This window comes from Streptomyces asiaticus, from assembly GCF_018138715.1.
In the GTDB taxonomy this organism is placed as follows: Bacteria; Actinomycetota; Actinomycetes; order Streptomycetales; family Streptomycetaceae; genus Streptomyces; species Streptomyces asiaticus.
In genome coordinates, this window is the sequence record NZ_JAGSHX010000006.1 from 4,555,902 (window position 1) to 4,572,352 (window position 16,451).

The window sequence follows — 16,451 nt, forward strand, 5'->3', positions numbered from 1 at the left end:
TTCCCTCCGCGCCCCTTCCCACAGCGTCGATATGCGGCTCCGCCGCGTGGCAGGGGCTTCACCCTTTGGCCGCCCGGGGTCTGGGGCGGAGCCCCAGTTGTGGGAAGGGGCGGGGCGGGGAGCAGCCCGCCGCAGGCGTCACGAGGCCCCGGACAGCCCCTGGCCCCCACCCGGCTACCCAGCACCCACCAGGACTCCGCCCTCCACCGCCTCGCGCTCCAGCATCCGGCGGAACGGACCCTCGACCGAGGCCAGTTCCGCGTACGTCCCGCGCTGGACGGCGCATCCGCCGTCGAGGACGATCACCTCGTCCACCGCCTCCAGGCCCGCCAGCCGGTGGGTGATCAGGACGGTGGTGCGCCCCTGGGTCGCCGACAGCAAGTCGGCCGTCAGGGCGTCGGCCGTGGGCAGGTCCAGGTGCTCGGCGGGCTCGTCCAGGACCAGCACCGGGAAGTCCGCCAGCAGCGCCCGGGCCAGTGCCAGCCGCTGCCGCTGGCCGCCGGACAGCCGTGCGCCCTGCTCGCCGACCATCGTGTCCAGGCCGTCCGGCAGCCCGTCCACCCAGTCCAGCAGCCGAGCCGCGGCCAGCGCCGCGCGCAGCTCGTCATCGCTCGCGCCGGGACGCGCCAGCCGCAGGTTCTCGCGCAGCGAACTGTCGAAGACATGGGCGTCCTGGGCGCAGAGGCCGACCAGCCGCCGTACCGCGTCCCCGTCCAGGGCGGCGGCGTTCCGGCCCGCCAGGGTGTACTTACCGCCCTCGGTGTCCAGGAAGCGGAGCAGCACCTGGGCGAGGGTGGTCTTGCCGGCCCCCGACGGGCCGACGACCGCGACCCGGCGGCCCGGGCACAGCTCCAGCCCGAACCCGTCCAGGGCGGGGACGGACTGCCCCGGGTGGCGGGCGGTGATCCCGCGCAGCACCAGCGGATACGGCGCACTCGGCGCCTCCTCGCGCCCCGCCTCGTCCGGCTCGCGCACCGGCAGCGGCTCGTCCAGCACCTCGTACACCCGCTCCGCGGCCCGCCGCACCCGCTGCCGGTGCTGCACCGCGAGCGGCAGCCCCGCGACGGCCTCGAAGGCGGCGAGCGGGGTCAGCACCACGACCGCCAGCCACACCCCGTGGATCCGGCCGTCCGCCACGGCCGGTACCCCCACCCACGCCGCGGCCGCCACGGTAAGACCGCAGACCAGCGCGGACAGCCCGGCGCCCGTACCGGCGGCGGCCGCCGTCCGCCGGGCGATCCGGGTGAGCACCCCGTCGGCCCGGCGCACCGTGTCCAGCCGACGCGGCAGCGCGCCCGCGACGGTCAACTCGGCGGCCCCCTCGAGCAGATCCACGACCTGCGCCGACAGGGCACCGCGCGCCGGTGCCAGCCGCCGCTCCGCGCGCCGCGCGAGCACCCCCGACACGGCGGGCACCACGACCCCCGCCACCAGCAGCCCCGCCGCCAGCACGGCCCCGGCCTCGGGCAGCACCCAGGTGAGGAAGCCCACCGAGGCCGCGCCGACGGTCAGCGCGGTGCCGACGGGCAGCAGCCAGCGCAGGAAGTAGTCCTGCACGGTGTCCACATCGGCCACCAGCCGGGAGAGCAGATCGCCGCGGCGCGTCCGGCCGAGCCCGGCAGGCGCCAGCCGTTCCAGCCTCCGGTAGACGGCGACCCGCAGCTCGGCCAGCACCCGCAGCACGGCGTCGTGCGAGACCAGGCGCTCGGCGTAGCGGAAGACGGCCCGGCCGATCCCGAACGCCCGGGTCGCGGTGACCGCCACCATCAGATAAAGCACCGGCGGCTGCTGCGCCGCCCGCGAGATCAGCCACCCGGAGACGGCCATCAGCCCGACCGCGCTCAGCAGAGCGAGGCTCCCGAGCAACAACGCCAGCCCAAACCGCCCCCGACTCCCACGCGCGGCCCCCCGCACCCGCGCCAAAGCGCCCCGGCGGGGACGCGTGGCCGCGCCGTACGACACGGCCGCGCCGTGCGACGCCACTGGGCCGCCCGACGCGCTCAGGCCCGTACCGTCCGGCCCGTACCGCATCTCGCCCGGCCGCCCACCGGCTCCGGCATCCGCCGTCGGTCCATGCGCGGCGGGCGTCCGCTCCACGCTCGCGGCCGCCTCCGGAGTGGATTCGCGCGCCCCCGCGCACGGGCGCCCGGCCGCGCGCGCGGCATTCACCACCGAGGCAGGCTGATCCGTGGGCAGCGGGGGCATCCCACCAGAACCGGCGGCCCCGGAGCCGGACCGCGCCTCCACGCCCGCGCCTGGTGCGGAGGTGCGCGCCTCGGCACCCAGAAGCCCGTCCACATACGCGACGGACCGGCGGACGCCGTCCCCGTCGTGGGCGGACCGGAGAGCGACCGTCGGCCCCGGGCGGACGCCGTCCACCGCCAACGCACGCCCAACCGCAGGCAGGGCGGCCAGCCCACCAGGAGCGGCGTCCCCGGGGCCCCGGCCCGGCCCCGGCCCCGGCAAACGCAGCACCCGATCGGCCAGCGGCAGCAGCGCCGGACGGTGGACGACCAGGAGGACCGTGCGGCCCTCGGCGAGCCGGCGCACCGCCTCGACGACAGACGCCTCCGTCTCGCCGTCCAGGTTCGCCGTCGGCTCGTCCAGGAGGAGCACCGGGCGGTCGGCCAGGAAGGCGCGGGCCAGGGCGATCCGCTGCCGCTGGCCCGCGGAGAGTCCGGCGCCCATCTCGCCCAGCCGGGTCTCGATCCCGTCCGGCAGCGCGGAGACGAAACGCAGCGCGTCCGCGTCCCGCAGGGCGGCCCGCACCGCCTCGTCGTCGGCGTCCGGCCGGGCCGGCCGTACGTTCTCCGCGATCGTCCCGGCGAAGAGGTACGGGCGCTGGGGCACCCAGGCGATCTGGCGCCGCCAGCTCTCCGGGTCCAGGGAGGCCAGGTCCCGGTCCCCGATCAGCACCCGGCCCTCGTGCGGCGCCGCGAAGCCCAGCACGGCGTTCAGCAGGGTCGACTTCCCGGCGCCGCTCGACCCCACGACGGCGACCGTCTCCCCCGGGCGGATCTCGCACGAGGTCCGGGCGAGGGACGGTTCGGTACGTCCGGGGTGGCGGACCACCAGCCCGTCCAGCGCCAGCCCGGCACCCCGGGCGTCGGGGGCGGGCGAGCCGCCCACCCCCGAGGGCTCGCGCTCCAGCACCGCGAAGACCTCGTCCGCCGCCGTCAGCCCCTCCGCCGCCGCGTGGTACTGCGCACCCACCTGCCGCAGCGGCAGATACGCCTCGGGGGCGAGCACCAGCACCACCAGCCCGGTGAAGAGGTCCATCTCGCCGTGCACCAGCCGCATCCCGATGTCGACCGCGACCAGCGCGACCGACACCGTGGAGAGCAGCTCCAGGGCCAGGGAGGACAGAAAGGCCAGCCGCAGCGTCTTGAGCGTGGCCCGCCGGTAGTCACCCGTGATCGCGCGGATCGATGCGGCCTGGGCCTTGGCCCGGCCGAAGACCTTGAGGGTGGGCAGTCCGGCCACGACATCGAGGAAGTGCCCGGACAGCCGGGACAGCAGCCGCCACTGCCGGTCCATCCGGGACTGGGTGGCCCAGCCGATGAGCATCATGAACAGCGGGATCAGCGGCAGCGTGACGACGATGATCAGCGCGGAGATCCAGTCCGCGGTGACGATCCGGGCGAGCACCGCCACCGGCACCACCACGGCCAGCCCCAACTGGGGCAGATAGCGCGCGAAGTAGTCGTCCAGCGCGTCGATGCCGCGGGTGGCGAGGGTGGTGAGTTCACCGGTCCGCTGGGAGTCCAGCCAGCTCGGCCCCAGCCGTACGGCCCGCTCCAGCAGCCGCAGCCGCAGTTCCGACTTGACCGCCGCACCGGCCCGGTGGGCGGCCAGCTCGGTCAGCCAGGAGACGACCGCCCGGCCGACGGCGACCAGCGCCAGCAGCCCCAACGGCGGCGTCAGCGCGGTCACGCCGTCGCCCCGCTGGAAGGCGCCCACCACGATCTCGGCGATCAGCATCGCCTGCGCGATGACCAGCCCCGCCCCGGCCAGGCCCAGCGCCACGGAGGCGGCGAGGAAGAAGCGGGTGGCCCGTGCGTACCGCAGCAGCCGAGGATCGATTGGTTTCACGTGAAACACCGCACCCGTGTCAGTGGGCGGCGGGGATGTGCCGGGTGCCGATGCGCTTACGGAAGACCCAGTACGTCCATGCCTGGTAAGCCATGATCAGCGGCATCATGATGACGCCGACCCACGTCATGATCTTGAGCGGATAAGGGCTGGAGGCGGCGTTCGCCGCCGTCAGGCTCCACGCCGGGTCCAGCGAGGAGGGCATGACGTCGGGAAAGAGCGCCAGGAAGAGCATCCCGACGGCCGCCGCGATGGCCACCCCGGACAGCCCGAACGCCCAGCCCTCACGCCCCCGCTGGTTCATGACCAGCGCCGCTGCCAGCGCCACAACGGCGATGACGACCGCCACCAGGCTCCGGGCGTTCCCGCTGTCGCCCTGCGTCCAGAGCAGGAACGGCACCGCGACCATGACGGTGGCCGGCCCGAGCCGGGCCGCGTACCGGCGCGCCCGCGTCCGGATGTCCCCGTCCGTCTTGAGCGCGGCGAAGACGGCGCCGTGGAAGGTGAACAGCACCAGCGTGACCGCACCGCCCAGCAGGGCGTACGGCGTGAGCAGATCCGACAGACCGCCCGCGTAGTTGCCGTCCCGGCCGATCGGCACCCCGTGCACCAGATTGGCGAAGATCGCTCCCCAGAGGAACGCGGGCAGCAGCGAGCACCAGAAGATCGCATGCTCCCAGTTGCGCTGCCAGCGGTCCTCGGGGCGCTTGTGCCGGTACTCGAAGGCGACACCGCGCAGGATCAGGCAGACCAGGATGGCCAGCAGCGGCAGATAGAAGCCACTGAAGAGCGCCGCGTACCAGTCGGGGAAGGCGGCGAAGGTCGCCCCGGCCGCCGTGATCAGCCAGACCTCGTTGCCGTCCCACACCGGCCCGATCGTGTTGATCAGAACCCGGCGCTCGGTGCGGTCGCGGGCGAGCAGCTTGGTCAGTACGCCGATGCCGAAGTCGAAGCCCTCCAGGAAGAAGTAGCCCGTCCACAGGAAGGCGATCAGCAGGAACCAGAAGTCGTGAAGGTGCATGATCCTCTCCGGTGATCCTCTCCGGCCGTCAGTACGCGAAGGTCAGCGGCTTGTCGGCGTCCTCGTCCTCGGCGGAGGCCCCGCCGTCCGGACTGTCAGGACCACCCGGACCGCCCCGGCCCCCCGGGCCGCTCGACGGCAGCCGCAGCTTCGGGTCCTTGGCGGGCGGCTTCTCGTCGCTGTCCGGTCCGGCCTTGGCGTACTTGGTCAGCAGCCGCACCTCGATCACCGCGAGCACCCCGTACAGCAGCGTGAAGACGCCGAGCGAGATCAGCACCTCGGTCTGGCTGACGCCGGGGGAGACCGCGTCGGCGGTCTTCATCAGCCCGTAGACCACCCACGGCTGTCGGCCCATCTCGGTGAAGATCCAGCCGAAGGAGTTGGCGATCAGCGGAAAGCCCATGGTGAGGATGCCGATCCGCCAGGACCAGGTGGACAGCAGCGGGCTCATCTCGCGCTTCTTGGTGAGCATGAGCCGGGGCACCTCGTCCTCGCCGGTGCGGAACGCGGGCGCCAGCCACCGCTTGCGGCGGGTCGTCCACAGCCCGATCAGCCCGGCGACGAACGAGGTCATCCCGAAGCCGATCATCAGCCGGAAGCCCCAGAAGGTCATGAAGATGCTGGGGATGTAGTCATCGGGCTGACCGCCGTACGCGTCGGCCTCCCGCTGGGCGATGTCGTTGATACCGGGGACGGAGTCGGTGAAGTTGCTGTGCGCCAGGAAGGAGAGCACCCCGGGGACCTCCAGCTCGACGCTGTTGTGCCCCTTGCTGACATCGCCGACGGCGAAGACCGAGAACGGCGCGGGCGCCTGGGTTTCCCAGAGGGCCTCGGCCGCCGCCATCTTCATCGGCTGCTGCTCGAACATCACCTTGCCGAGCTGGTCGCCGCTGATCGCCGTGCCGAGCCCCGCGATCACCGCGACCACCAGACCCACCCGCAGCGAGGCCCGCATCGCCCCGATCTGCTTCTTCCGCCGCTCGCCCAGCTCCTCGCCGCGCTCCCGGCGGCGCTTGGCCCGCAGCAGATGGAAGGAGGAGATCCCGATGATGAAGGCGGCGCCGGTGAGGAAGGCCGCGGTCAGCGTGTGGAAGACCACGACCAGGGTGGTGTTCTGGGTCAGCACCGCCCAGATGTCGGTCAGCTGGGCCTTTCCGGTGGCCTTGTCGATGGTGTAGCCGGTCGGGTGCTGCATCCAGGAGTTGGCGGCCAGGATGAAGTACGACGAGAGGATCGTGCCGAGCGAGACGATCCAGATGCAGGCGCAGTGGATCTTCTTGGGCAGCTTGTCCCAGCCGAAGATCCACAGACCTATGAAGGTGGACTCGAAGAAGAAGGCCAGCAGGGCCTCCATCGCGAGCGGGGCGCCGAAGACATCACCGACGAAGCGGGAGTAGTCCGACCAGTTCATGCCGAACTGGAACTCCTGCACGATGCCGGTGACCACACCCATCGCGATGTTGATCAGGAAGAGCTTCCCCCAGAACTTGGTGGCGTGGAAGTACTTCTCCTTGCCCGTGTGGACCCAGGCCGTCTCCAGACCCGCCGTGATCGCGGCGAGAGAGATCGTCAGTGGCACGAAGAGGAAGTGGTAGACGGTTGTGATGCCGAACTGCCATCGGGCCAGCGTCTCCGGCGCCAGAGCCAGATTCACCTGAATCTCTCCTTACGGTCGTGCCTGCCCGCGGAGCGAGCTTGTGAACGTATTCACATTCACAAGCAATGATACGCACATGGCTTCGCCCCCTCCCACCGGGGGTGGTAGGGGGCGAATGGGGCACGTATGGGTATCCTGCGCACCTTTCGGAGGGGCCGTTGGGCCCCTTGCCGATGGGGCCCTCAGAGCTCCTTGCGGTACTCCTCCGCCGTCCGCAGGAAGATCTCGTTCGCCTCGCGCTCGCCGATGGTCACCCGCACCCCCTCACCCGGGAACGGACGGACCACCACACCCGCCGCCTCGCATACCTTTGCGAAGTCGGCGGTGCGCTCCCCCAGCCGCAGCCAGACGAAGTTCGCCTGGGAGTCCGGGACCGTCCACCCCTGGGCGGTCAGCGCCTCCCACACCCGGCCCCGCTCGGTGACCAGTGCGTCCACCCGCTCCCGCAGCGCGTCCTCGCTGCGCAGCGAGGCCACCGCGGCGTCCTGGGCGAGCTGGCTGACGCCGAACGGCACCGCGGTCTTGCGCAGCGCCGCCGCCACCGGCTCATGGGCGATCGCGAAGCCGACCCGCAGCCCGGCCAGGCCGTACGCCTTGGAGAAGGTGCGCAACACACACACATTCGGCCGGTCCCGGTAGAGATCGATCCCGTTGGGGACCGCTTCGTCCCGGATGAACTCGATGTACGCCTCGTCCAGCACCACCAGCACATCGGACGGCACCCGCTCCAGGAACCGCTCCAGCGCGGCCCGGCGCACCACGGTGCTGGTCGGGTTGTTGGGGTTACAGACGAAAATCAGCCGGGTGCGGTCGGTGATGGCGTCCGCCATCGCCTCCAGGTCGTGCTCCTCGGCGTCGTTCAGCGGGACCCGCACCGATGTCGCCCCGGCGATCTGAGTGATGATCGGATATGCCTCGAAGGACCGCCAGGCGTAGATCACCTCATCGCCCGGCCCCGCCGTGGACTGGACCAGCTGCTGGGCCACGCCGACCGAGCCGGTCCCGGTGGCCAGATGCTCCAGCGGTACGTCGAAGCGGCTCGCCAGCTCGGCGATCAGCGCGGTGCAGGCGAGGTCCGGATAGCGGTTGAAGGAGGCGGCGGCGTTCGCGGCGGTCTCCAGCACCCCGGCCAGCGGCGGATAGGGGTTCTCGTTGGAGGAGAGCTTGAAGGCCAGGGGGCCGCCCGCGGCCGCCGGCTTACCGGGCTTGTACGTCGGAATGCCGTCCAGCGCGGCGCGCAGCTTGGGGCTCTTCTCGGTCACCGACAGTCCTCCTCGACCCATCCTGTCCCGGGCCGTGCACAGCGTTCGCACACGGCAATACTGCACACCTTATGAGGATTACCCCGTCTCGCGTACCCGCCGGGCGCCGCCGCGTATCCGCCCCCGGCGCCCGCGTGCCCGCCGGGGGGAGCGCCCCGCTTTTTCACGCGCGCCGGTGGCGAGCGCCGTGGCGCGCATCACCCGTGCAGGTGAGTTGAGACCTCTTCGAGACATGTATCAATCACCAGGCGTGGATATGCCAGGGGCGATCAGAGGCCCAGTTGAACCCCCAACTGGCTTCACTTCCAAGGGAATTGGGAAAGGCGCTCATGCAGAAACGTGCCTTCCGAATTCCGATGGCGGAATCGCGCAACCCGCCCACCCGCGCCCTACTATCGGCTGGCCATGACAGCAGCAGGGAAGCACCAGGTGAGCCGGTCGGCCGGCCGCCGGTTAGGGCGGGCGGGCATCCGGGACGTGGCCGCCGCCGCCGGGGTCTCCATCACGACCGTCTCCGACGCGCTCAACGGCAAGGGCCGGCTCCCGGAGGCCACCCGCCGCCATGTCCGCGAGGTCGCCGAGCGGCTGGGCTATCGCCCGTCCGCAGCGGCCCGCACGCTCCGTACCGGCAAGTCCGGCCTCATCGGCCTGACCGTGACCACGTACGGGGATGAACCTTTCACCTTCACCGAGTTCGCCTACTTCGCCGAGATGGCGCGGGCCGCCACCTCCGCCGCGCTGGCCCGCGGCTACGCCCTCGTCATCCTCCCCGCCACCTCCCGCCACGACGTGTGGTCCAACGTCGCCCTCGACGGCACCGTGGTGATCGACCCCTCCGACCACGATCCGGTCGTCACCGAGCTCTTACGCCAGGGCATCCCCGTCGTCAGCGACGGCCGCCCCGCCGGCGCCCTGCCCGTCACCGCCTGGGTCGACAACGACCACGAGGCGGCGGTGCTGGGACTGCTCGACCATCTCGCCGAGGCCGGCGCCCGCCGGATCGGACTGCTCACCGGGACCTCCACCGACACCTACACCCGGCTGTCCACCACGGCGTACCTCCAGTGGTGCGAACGGGTGGGACAGGATCCGGTCTATGAGGCGTACCCGGCCCACGACCCTTGTGCCGGTGCCGTCGCCGCCGACCGGCTGCTCGCGCGCCCCGACCGCCCCGACGCGGTCTACGGCCTCTTCGACCCCAACGGCACCGATCTGCTCGCCGCCGCCCGCCGTTACGGACTCCGGGTCCCCGACGATCTGCTGCTGGTGTGCTGTAGCGAATCGACCGTCTACCGCACCACCGAGCCGCCCATCACGACCCTCTCACTCAAACCCCGCCGGATCGGCACGGCGGTCGTCCAGTTGCTCATCGACGCCATTGAGGGCCTTGCCACCGACCAGCCCGTTGAGCAGGTCATACCCACCGAATTGATGGTGCGGACGTCCTCACAGCGCCGTCCGCCGCGTACGACGGTCAGCGCCCCGCGCAGCCGAGCTGGAGGCTGACCTGAGGGCGACTCAAGGATGACCCGAGGAGGACCTGAGGCCAATGGGCTTCCCCTACTGGGCCAATCCGGGATAAAAGTCCGACGAAGCAGGAGCGAGCTGCGATTGACGGCACCCTGGTGCGTCACAAGCCCTCACGGTCATTCCTATGATGGGCGGACGACACCGCGGACCGCCGTCGACCAGGCAAGGTCCACAAGGTGGCACGGCGGCGTGATGGTGGAGGGGTCGATGACTCAGGGGGCCGGTCTGGAAGCCACGGCAGGGACCACGGCTGCGATCCCTCCTGTGCCCGCGTACGGGGCGTACACCCCGCCCGGCATGGTCGTGCCCGGAGCCGTGGAGCCCGGGTCCGTGCCCGCCGCGCCGGGCACCGCCGCGCCCGTGCCGCAGCCCGCGCCCGAAGGGCCGGCGCCTGGCGCACCGGCTCCGGCAGCGCCCGCCCCTGGCGCACCCGCTCCCGCCGCGCCCGCTCCTGGCGCACCGGCGCCCGGGGCGCCCGCGCCGGACACGCCCACGCCCCTGCCCGCCGAGTACACCCCGACCGAGCGGCTCCCGATCCTGGGCCCGGGGCACACCCTCAAGGACACCCAGCTCGTCCCGTCGCAGGACCGCCCCACTGTGGCGCTCACCCCGGTGCCCGAGCCCGAGGACGGCCCGCTGGCCCAGGACGAGGGCCCCGGCCCGCTGTACGTCGTGGGCGATGTCCACGGCTACCACGAGGAGCTGCGCGAGGCGCTCGCCGCCGAGGGCCTGATCGACGCCAAGGGCAACTGGTCCGCGGGGAACGCCCGGTTGTGGTTCCTCGGCGACTTCACCGACCGCGGCCCGGACGGCATCGGCGTCATCGACCTGGTCATGCAGCTCTCCGCCGAGGCCGCCGCCGCGGGCGGCTACTGCAAGGCGCTGATGGGCAATCACGAGCTGCTGCTGATCGGCGCCAAGCGGTTCGGCGACACGCCGGTCAACTCCGGTGCCGGAACGGCCTCCTTCCAGGCGGCCTGGCTGCTCAACGGCGGCCAGCGCAGCGATATGGAGCGGCTCGAGGACCACCACCTCCAGTGGATGTCCCGGCTGGACGCGATGGCGGAGGAGGACGGCCATCTGCTGGTCCACTCCGACACCACCGCCTATCTGGAGTACGGCGACTCGATCGAGGCCGTCAACGACACCGTCACCGAGACGCTCCAGCGCAGCGACGCCGACGAGTGCTGGGACCTGTTCCGCAAATTCACCAAGCGGTTCGCCTTCCGCGACGAGGACGCCGGGCCCACGGCGGCCCGCGAATTGCTCGACACCTACGGCGGGGAGCGCATCGTCCACGGCCACAGCCCGATCCCGTATCTGCTCGGCGAGGTCGGCTCCGAGGACGGCGAGGACGGCGGCGCGCCCGCGGTCGAGGGCCCGCATGTCTACGCGGACAATCTCGCCGTGGCCATGGACGGCGGCATCACGATGGCCGGAAAACTGCTGGTCGTTCAACTTCCCCTGCCGAACTGAGGATTCAGCGAACGCTGTCCGGGGCAGGTAGAGGGTTTCACCGTCGCGGGAGCAATTCGGGAAACTTGCTGTCACCCCGCGCCGGATCGGCTCTACCATCGGCTTATCCGTCGCAGGCTCTCCTCCGTTTCCGCCCGACTGCCCGGCGAAAGCCGGTCGTCACGGCCCTACGGAGCATCGGGGGATGCACCATGAAAAGCGCTCCGCACCTGCTGACCGAGGACCGCCCGGAGTTCGAGCGGGTTCTCGACGAGGCACTGCGCACCGCGGACCGTCGCCCGGACCTCAGCGGTCTCGGGCAGCGGCTCACTGCCGAGCAGCTGCGCACGATGGCGCTCGGGGCATCGGCCGCGATAGCGGCATGCGCGGCCGACGAGTACCAGACCTACCGCGAGACACGCGCCAAACTGCGCGAGCCCGCGCCGCTCTTCCCGCTCGCCGGGGACGTGGCCGAGCGCGAGCAGCCGGACGGCACGGTGGGGCTCGCCGGTGCGATGCAGGACGCCGCCGGGGCTGGGCTCGTCGCCATGCTCGCGGTACTGGCCCCGGTGCTCGCCGGCACCGCCGCGATCATCTTCCTCATCGTCGGCTATGTCCTCAACGTCCTCGACCCGGCCCCGTCCATCGCCCAGCCGATGGTCACCGCGGGCTGGTTCTTCGCCGCGCTGACCGCCGCGGCCATCCTGATCGCCGCGGTCGGACTGCTCCTGGCCGCGCTGCGCAACGGCTCCAGCGCGATCCGCGGCGAGGCGCGCAGCGAGCGGCTGGAGGAGGTGGACCGCGCCAGAGAAGTCTGGCGCGATGCCCTGCTGGAGCGTGGCATCCTGCCGTTCCTCCGCGAGGCCCTGGCCAACCCCTCGGCCCCGTCCCCCTCCGCGTACGTCCCGATCAACCCCGAGGCGATCAGCCGCACCCCTCACCTCGGCTACAGCCGCCCCGGTTTCAGCACCGACGGCGAAGGCCCCAAGGCCCGCCCCCGCTACAGCAGCCCGGACTACACCAGCCCCGACTACGGCGGTCCGGAGCACCAGCCGGACTAGCCAGGGGCCGGGCCTGGGCACGAGTCCGGGCACGGTTCGGGTCCGGGCACCGTGCGGGTCCGGGCACCGTGCGGGTGCGGTAGGGGTATGAGTGCGGGTCATCCCGGATGGCCGGGCGCGGCGGCCTCGGCAGCATGGCTGACCATGACTTCCTTGACCCGACGTACCCTCATGGGCGGTTGCGCGGCCGGAACGCTGCTGGCCGTGGCCGGGAGCACCGGCGCCCGCGCGGCGACGAGGACCACCGCGTCGAGCACCGCGTCCGACGACGCCGCCCTCCAGGCCGCGATCAGCGATCTCTCCCACCCGCCCGCCACCTCGGCCCAACTGCGCGTCGACCGCCGGGGAGACGGCTGGTACGGCACGGCAGGGACGGCCGACATCGACAGCGGACGGCCCGTGCGCCCGGACGACCAGTTCCGCGCGGGCAGCGTCACCAAGGCGTTCGTGGCCACCGTGGTCCTCCAGCTGTGGGCCGAAGGACGGGTGGAGCTCGACGCCCCCATCGGGCGCTACGTTCCGGACCTGCTGCCCGCCGCCTTCGCCCGCCGCATCACCGTGGCCCAGCTGCTCCACCACACCAGCGGGCTCCCCGACCACCGGGGAATCCCGGACGACAGCACCCCGGAAGCGGTCCTGCGGCACCGATGGGACCGCTGGACACCGCGACAGTGGGTCGAGACGGTGACGCACGATCCGCTCAAGTTCGCTCCGGGCACCAAACAGGAGTACCGGGGCATCAACTACGTGCTGCTCGCCCTGCTCATCGAGAAGCTGACCGCCCACCCCTACGGCCAGGCCATCGCGTCCCGCATCCTGTACCCGCTGGGCCTCACCAGGACCCTGCTGCCGGGCCAGGACCCCCGCCTCCACGGCCCGCATGTGCACGGCTATCTACGGATGACCGACGGCTCACTGCGCGATGTCACCGTGTACAACCAATCCTCCGCCTGGGGCGAAGGCGAACTGGTCTCAACCCTCGACGACCTGTTCCGCTTCCAGCACGCCCTGTTCTCCGGCGCGTTGCTGCCGCCCCACGCCCTGGACAAGCTCTTCACCCTGCCCCCGGACTCCGTACGCATGCTGGACGGCAGCCCCGCCCGCTACAGCCTGGGCCTCCAGACGGCCACGGTGAACGGCATGACGTTCTGGGGCAAGACCGGCGAGACCGCCGGCTACCGCACCCGCATGTTCGCCACCCGCGACCTGGGCCTCCGCTTCATCCTGTCCTACACCCCGACGCCACTGACCACACAGGAGGAGATGACCAACCGGGTCGTCGCCGCACTCACCGCATGAATCCAGCCCGTCCCCTAAAGACAAGCCGCACTCGATGGGACGTTTCACGTGAAACACAGCGGAAGGCTCAGCCGAATCAGCACTGGCGGGCGGTTCGCCATCGAATTGGTGGATTACCCACCGATCGAGGGAACTTCCGCCTATTCGGGGGAATTGATGGGCGGTGATGTTTAGCGTCCGTCGGTGGAGGTGATGCGCGATGCGCAAACACAACACACCGCCGGGTCCGTCTGCCCGGCACGACGCCATGGACGTCAACGACTTCGTCTACGCGGCCACGGGGGCCCGGCTTCGTCGGCTGACCATGCCGGACGGCGAACACTGGTTCCCGACGGTCGACGTCTGCGCGGAACTCGGTCACACCAACCCGCGAAAGGCGTTGGCAGATCATGTACAAGCTGGCGGAAAGTCTACGCTCGAGAGCGTAACCTCACGTTACGGTCTCAGCATTCCCGCAGGTAGGGAGTGGCGCCGAGACTTGCATCTGGTGAATCTGCAAGGGCTGATTCAGCTGGTGAACGGCTGCACCAAGCCCGCGTGCCTGCCCTTCAAACAGTGGGTGTCCAGAGTGATCGCCACCGTCCAGCGCGAGGGCTCATACGCGCTGGAGGTCTCCGAGGTCTCGCGCCCCACTCCGCCGAGCGAGCTCATGGACGCGATCGTCCGACTGGAGATGCGGACCGAACGCTTCCATACGGAGGTACTGGATTCCCTGCACCGGTCCGAGCAGGCCTGGTCACAGATCCTCGACGCTCTGGGCTGCCGACCGGGCGCGGAGCCCGAGGCGGACAAGCGGGAGCTGAGGCTCAGGACGGAGGACCTGTTCGCACAGTGGAAAGATCGGCTGAGCATCACCGAGGATGTGTGGGCGGTGGCCGTCTACATCCTCCCCACGCTGGCCGAAGCCGGCCAGGTCGGCCACTCGCTGGAGACGCTCTCGGCCAAGACGGGGCTCACCCGGCAGCGGGTGCACGACTGCCTGCGTTTTCTCCAGAAGCACCGCTGCATCCGTCAGAGCGGGATGACGGACAGCGGCAACCCGATCTACGTGGCTGAGCTTCCGCCCGCGTAGCCGCACGGGAAGGGGTCCGAAGTCGCAAATCGAAGTTGCGGCTTCGGACCCGCCCCACAGCGTATCGCCTGGTTCAATCCGCGGGCGCTGTTTTGCCGGGTTCCACCCGCGATTTCGGCCTACGCGTCCGCGCCTCAGTCCGCGATCGGCAGATACACGCGGTTGCCCGCCTCAGCGAACTCCTTGGACTTCTGGGCCATACCGGCCTCGGCCTCCGCCTCCACCGCGTCCATCGCGCCGCCGTGTTCGCGGCGGATGTCCTGGGAGATCTTCATCGAGCAGAACTTGGGCCCGCACATCGAGCAGAAGTGTGCCGTCTTGGCCGGTTCGGCCGGGAGGGTCTGGTCGTGGAAGGAGCGGGCCGTGTCGGGGTCGAGGGCCAGGTTGAACTGGTCCTCCCAGCGGAATTCGAAGCGCGCATCGGAGAGCGCGTCGTCCCATGCCTGGGCGTCCGGATGGCCCTTGGCCAGGTCGGCCGCGTGGGCGGCGATCTTGTAGGTGATGACGCCGGTCTTGACGTCATCGCGGTCCGGCAGGCCCAGGTGCTCCTTGGGGGTGACGTAGCAGAGCATCGCCGTACCCCACCAGGCGATCATCGCGGCGCCGATGCCCGAGGTGATGTGGTCGTAGGCGGGGGCGATGTCGGTGGTGAGGGGGCCCAGGGTGTAGAACGGGGCCTCCTCGCAGACCTCCTGCTGGAGGTCGATGTTCTCCTTGATCTTGTGCATCGGGACATGGCCCGGGCCCTCGATCATCGTCTGGACGCCGTGCTCCTTGGCGATGCGGTTGAGCTCGCCGAGGGTGCGCAACTCCGCGAACTGCGCCTCGTCGTTGGCGTCGGCGATCGACCCCGGGCGCAGTCCGTCGCCGAGCGAGTAGGTGACGTCGTACGCCGCGAGGATCTCGCACAGCTCCTCGAAGTGGGTGTAGAGGAAGGACTCCTGGTGGTGGGCGAGGCACCACGCCGCCATGATGGAGCCGCCGCGCGAGACGATGCCGGTCTTGCGGCGGGCGGTCAGCGGGACGTACGGCAGTCGGACGCCGGCGTGGACGGTCATGTAGTCGACGCCCTGCTCGGCCTGTTCGATGACCGTGTCCTTGTAGATCTCCCAGGTCAGCTCCTCGGCCCTGCCGTCGACCTTCTCCAGCGCCTGATAGAGCGGCACGGTGCCGATGGGGACCGGGGAGTTGCGCAGCACCCATTCGCGGGTGGTGTGGATGTTGCGGCCGGTCGAGAGGTCCATGACCGTGTCGGCGCCCCAGCGGGTCGCCCAGGTCATCTTCTCGACCTCCTCCTCGATGGAGGAGGTGACGGCGGAGTTGCCGATGTTGGCGTTGACCTTCACCAGGAACCGCTTGCCGATGATCATCGGCTCGATCTCCGGGTGGTTCACATTGGCCGGGAGGACGGCGCGGCCGGCCGCGATCTCCTCCCGGACCACCTCGGGGGAGACGTTCTCGCGGATCGCCACGTACTCCATCTCCGCCGTGATCTCGCCCCGCCGCGCATAGGCGAGTTGGGTCACGGGGGCGCCCGGGCGGCCGCGCCGCGGCTGGCGCGGACGGCCGGGGAAGACCGCGTCGAGGTTGCGCAGTCCCCCGCGGGGCGCGGTGTGCTTGATCCCGTCGTCCTCCGGGCGGACGGGACGCCCCGCGTACTCCTCGGTGTCGCCGCGGGCGACGATCCAGTTCTGCCGCAGCGGCGCCAGGCCGCGGCGGACATCCGTCTCCATGGTGGGGTCGGTGTACGGGCCGGAGGTGTCGTACAGCGCCACATCCTGGCCATTGGTGAGGTGCACGCGGCGAACCGGGACCTGGAGGTCCGGGCGCGAACCCGTGACATATCCCTTATGCCAGCCGAATTCGGCCGTCTCGGCGCGCGATGGTGCATCCTGCTGAGTCATGAGACCCACTCCCTACGCCGGCATTACCCGGTAACAGGTTCAGCGGTCGGCGCAGCCATCAGCGTCAGCGCCCTCTCAGCCCGGTGCTCCGAGCTCCC

At 71.0% G+C, this 16,451-nt stretch carries 10 protein-coding genes; 5 read left to right on the forward strand and 5 right to left on the reverse strand.

Annotated elements, in window-relative coordinates; all coding sequences use genetic code 11:
- Nucleotides 1-174: 174 nt before the first annotated feature.
- The 4 genes from cydD to hisC form a co-directional block, all read right to left on the reverse strand.
- Complete coding sequence (cydD, locus tag KHP12_RS26630) at nt 175-4,092, reverse strand: thiol reductant ABC exporter subunit CydD (protein ID WP_211833849.1); 3,918 nt, start codon at nt 4,090-4,092, stop codon at nt 175-177.
- Between the two features lie 19 nt (nt 4,093-4,111).
- Entirely contained in the window at nt 4,112-5,113 is a 1,002-nt protein-coding gene (gene cydB, locus KHP12_RS26635) for a cytochrome d ubiquinol oxidase subunit II (RefSeq protein WP_086882091.1), read from the reverse strand.
- A gap of 28 nt (nt 5,114-5,141) precedes the next feature.
- On the reverse strand, nt 5,142-6,767 hold the full coding sequence (locus tag KHP12_RS26640) for a cytochrome ubiquinol oxidase subunit I (RefSeq protein ID WP_086882092.1): 1,626 nt from the start codon (nt 6,765-6,767) through the stop codon (nt 5,142-5,144).
- A 185-nt stretch (nt 6,768-6,952) separates the two neighbouring features.
- Nucleotides 6,953-8,032, reverse strand: a complete 1,080-nt coding sequence (gene hisC, locus KHP12_RS26645; RefSeq protein WP_086882093.1) for a histidinol-phosphate transaminase — start codon at nt 8,030-8,032, stop codon at nt 6,953-6,955.
- Nucleotides 8,033-8,437: 405 nt separating this feature from the next.
- Between hisC and KHP12_RS26650 the strand changes: the two genes are divergently transcribed.
- The 5 genes from KHP12_RS26650 (at nt 8,438) to KHP12_RS26670 (ending at nt 14,449) form a co-directional block, all read left to right on the forward strand.
- Nucleotides 8,438-9,538 (forward strand): LacI family DNA-binding transcriptional regulator, encoded by a 1,101-nt coding sequence (locus tag KHP12_RS26650; protein ID WP_086882094.1) that lies wholly within the window; start codon nt 8,438-8,440, stop codon nt 9,536-9,538.
- 231 nt (nt 9,539-9,769) lie between these two features.
- Nucleotides 9,770-11,038 (forward strand): metallophosphoesterase, encoded by a 1,269-nt coding sequence (locus tag KHP12_RS26655; protein ID WP_086882101.1) that lies wholly within the window; start codon nt 9,770-9,772, stop codon nt 11,036-11,038.
- A gap of 191 nt (nt 11,039-11,229) precedes the next feature.
- Nucleotides 11,230-12,078: a hypothetical protein gene (locus KHP12_RS26660; RefSeq protein WP_086882095.1), complete on the forward strand. Its 849-nt coding sequence runs from the start codon at nt 11,230-11,232 to the stop codon at nt 12,076-12,078.
- A 144-nt stretch (nt 12,079-12,222) separates the two neighbouring features.
- A complete protein-coding gene (locus tag KHP12_RS26665; protein ID WP_167442518.1) occupies nt 12,223-13,377 on the forward strand; it encodes a serine hydrolase domain-containing protein in 1,155 nt (384 codons plus the stop codon).
- Nucleotides 13,378-13,681: 304 nt separating this feature from the next.
- On the forward strand, nt 13,682-14,449 hold the full coding sequence (locus KHP12_RS26670) for a BRO-N domain-containing protein (protein WP_308289553.1): 768 nt from the start codon (nt 13,682-13,684) through the stop codon (nt 14,447-14,449).
- 134 nt (nt 14,450-14,583) lie between these two features.
- Here the strand turns inward: KHP12_RS26670 and thiC are convergent, their stop codons facing one another.
- Nucleotides 14,584-16,353, reverse strand: a complete 1,770-nt coding sequence (gene thiC, locus KHP12_RS26675) for a phosphomethylpyrimidine synthase ThiC (protein WP_086882098.1) — start codon at nt 16,351-16,353, stop codon at nt 14,584-14,586.
- Nucleotides 16,354-16,451: the final 98 nt, after the last annotated feature.

Excerpts from the sequence above, each read along its gene's own strand:
- KHP12_RS26655 (WP_086882101.1), top strand. The coding sequence starts at position 9,770 with ATGACTCAGGGGGCCGGTCTGGAAGCCACGGCAGGGACCACGGCTGCG.
- KHP12_RS26670 (WP_308289553.1), top strand. The coding sequence starts at position 13,682 with ATGCCGGACGGCGAACACTGGTTCCCGACGGTCGACGTCTGCGCGGAA.
- KHP12_RS26650 (WP_086882094.1), top strand. The coding sequence starts at position 8,438 with ATGACAGCAGCAGGGAAGCACCAGGTGAGCCGGTCGGCCGGCCGCCGG.
- cydB (WP_086882091.1), bottom strand. The coding sequence starts at position 5,113 with ATGCACCTTCACGACTTCTGGTTCCTGCTGATCGCCTTCCTGTGGACG.
- KHP12_RS26665 (WP_167442518.1), top strand. The coding sequence starts at position 12,223 with ATGACTTCCTTGACCCGACGTACCCTCATGGGCGGTTGCGCGGCCGGA.
- thiC (WP_086882098.1), bottom strand. The coding sequence starts at position 16,353 with ATGACTCAGCAGGATGCACCATCGCGCGCCGAGACGGCCGAATTCGGC.
- KHP12_RS26660 (WP_086882095.1), top strand. The coding sequence starts at position 11,230 with ATGAAAAGCGCTCCGCACCTGCTGACCGAGGACCGCCCGGAGTTCGAG.